Origin of the sequence: Pseudundibacterium arcticum (assembly GCF_042646465.1) — a bacterium.
Lineage (GTDB): Bacteria > Pseudomonadota > Gammaproteobacteria > Burkholderiales > Burkholderiaceae_D > Undibacterium_A > Undibacterium_A arcticum.
In genome coordinates, this window is the sequence record NZ_JBHRTP010000073.1 from 1 (window position 1) to 2,375 (window position 2,375).

The 2,375-nt window shown below is 57.2% G+C and carries 3 protein-coding genes and 1 pseudogene; all 4 read left to right on the top strand.

From position 1 onward, the window contains the following. Positions 1-219: pseudogene (locus tag ACFOFO_RS20625) on the top strand (MFS transporter); the annotation flags it as partial. 48 nt (positions 220-267) lie between these two features. Continuing rightward, positions 268-1,260: a TRAP transporter substrate-binding protein gene (locus tag ACFOFO_RS20630; RefSeq protein ID WP_390332677.1), complete on the top strand. Its 993-nt coding sequence runs from the start codon at positions 268-270 to the stop codon at positions 1,258-1,260. A 33-nt stretch (positions 1,261-1,293) separates the two neighbouring features. Next, positions 1,294-1,659 (top strand): hypothetical protein, encoded by a 366-nt coding sequence (locus tag ACFOFO_RS20635; protein WP_390332679.1) that lies wholly within the window; start codon positions 1,294-1,296, stop codon positions 1,657-1,659. An 85-nt stretch (positions 1,660-1,744) separates the two neighbouring features. Further along, a partial coding sequence (locus tag ACFOFO_RS20640) for an MFS transporter (RefSeq protein ID WP_390332682.1) occupies positions 1,745-2,375 on the top strand: 631 nt, incomplete at its 3' end.

Sequence of the window (2,375 nt, forward strand, 5' to 3'; positions counted from 1 at the left end):
ATCCCGTCGATTCTCGGCACCCGCGACAAGATCGGCTTCCTCGGCGGCCTGATGAATCTGGGCGGCAATATCGGCGGCATATGCGTACCGATCATCGTCGGCACCATCGTGCAAGTCACCGGTTCTTACTTCCTGGCGCTGATGTTCTTCGCGGCAGCCGGTGTCGGCCTGTTCATCTGCTCGACCAGCATCAACTACGAGAAAAAAATCCCAATCTGATGCCGCGCCGTTGGCCGAGTCCAGTACCTTCAAAGAAAGAAAATAAAGATGCAACCACGCTTCCTGTATTTAATGGCCGCTGTACTGTTGGTACTGATGCGTGGCGCATCGGCACAAACCCCGTGGAATCTTGCCAGCAGCTTCCCGGACAACAGTTTCCAGACTGAGAATCTGCGTTTTTTCGCGGCCGAAGTCGACAAGGCGACGCAGGGCAAGGTCAAGCTGGCGGTGCATAGCCACGGCGCTTTATTCAATGGCTACATCGATATCACACGCGCCGTCGCCGACGGCTCGAAAGCCCAGCTCGGCGAATTCCAGCTCTACGATGGCGAGAAAGATATTCCGGTGCTCGGCGTCGACTCGGTCCCGTTTCTCGCGCTCGGCTATCAAGACGCGCAGCGTTTGTGGCAGAAAACCCGGCCCCTGATTGCCAAGAAACTGGAGGAACGAGGCTTGAAGCCGCTGTATGCGGTGCCATGGCCGCCGCAAGGACTGTTCGTCAACCGACCGCTACGCACCATGGGCGAGCTCAAGGGGCTGCGTCTCAGAACGCAGAACAAGGGAACCAAGCGCATCGCCGAACTGGTGGATGCCAAAGCGATCGACGTGCCAGCACCGGAGCTCAAGCAGGCGCTGCAGGAAAAGAAGCTCGACGCCTTCATCACCGCCAGCCTGTACGGTTCCGAAAATGGCGCCTGGGAATACATGAGCTATTTCTACGACTTGCAGGCTTGGATGCCCAAGAACGCCGTCGTGATCAACCTGAAGCTCTTCAACTCGCTCGATGCGTCCACCCAAGCGGCGCTGCTCAAAGTCGCGGCGCAGGCGGAACAACGCGGCTGGAAAGTGAGCGAAGAGCATGCACGCCGCGCGAAAAAAGAGTTGGCGGACAAAGGCATGAAAGTCTTGCCACCCGGCGAGTATATGGACAGCGACATGCGCTTGCTTGGTGAGCGGCTCTCGCGGGAATGGGTCAAGGGTGCTGGCTGGGAAGTCATGGAATCCATGCTCGAATACTTCAATAGCCGGCAAGCAAGGTAATCCCGCTTGGAGGGCCGTTGATGCAGTAGCTTCATGCGCCATTGGCAGCAATGGTCAGCGCGCCCCAATAACTCGCGCTCGCGCTTCCTGATCGGGCGCGCAGCGTTTTCGCAATCTATTGATGCTCAAGCAATGGCTCCCTGCGGCGCAGGGATTCTGCCTTGCCTACACCGCGTACGCGGTGGATCTTCGCGATCAAGCTGGCGTAAATCGACGACAGCGCCGGCCCGTTACGCCCCTGCCCGTCCAATGGCAGCGGCCCTTGCTTTTATCTTTGCTGTCGGACCAGTCAAATTGCTACTGCGCATCACTTTCAGCCGGCTTTTGATGGCAAACCTTAACCAAAATCAATTAAATATTTTATATTCCTTTAAAATCAATAACTTAAAATATTTGTAATTATGTATTAAGTATTATATGCTTACGTCAGCAGAAAAAATATCCTGCTTCTACAAGATGACGGTTCACCATAACTGGAGACAAAATGAGCACCTCAACCGATGCCACCGCTGTAGCACTAGGAGGAAAAACTTCCGTACGCTGGAGGATTTTCTTCATGATGTTGTTGTTAATCTCGATCAACTATATCGACCGGGCCTCGCTGTCCGTCGCGATGCCGCTGATCGCGAAAGAGTTTGACCTCGGCCCTGCGATGCAGGGCCTGATCCTGAGTTCGTTTTTCTGGACTTACGCGTTCATGCAAATCCCCGGCGGCATGCTGGCCGACCGCTTCAAACCCCGCATCGTGATCGCCATCGCCACCATCTTCTGGGGCGGCTTCCAGGCACTTGCCGCGATCTGCACCAGTTCCACCGCGTTGCTGCTGACACGCCTCGGTCTGGGCGCGGCGGAAGCGCCGATTTACCCGGCCGGCGGCAAGCTCAATGCGATCTGGATGACGCAAAACGAGCGCGGCCGCGGTGCCACCTTGCTCGACGGTGGCGCGCCGCTCGGCGCCGCACTGGGCGCGATCCTGATCACCTGGCTGATCACGGCACTCGGCTCGTGGCGCATCGCGTTCGTGGTGGCGGGGGTCGGCACCGTGCTGGCCGGTTTGCTGGCCTGGTATTACATCCGCAACAATCCGCGCGACCATGCTGGTGTCAATGATGCGG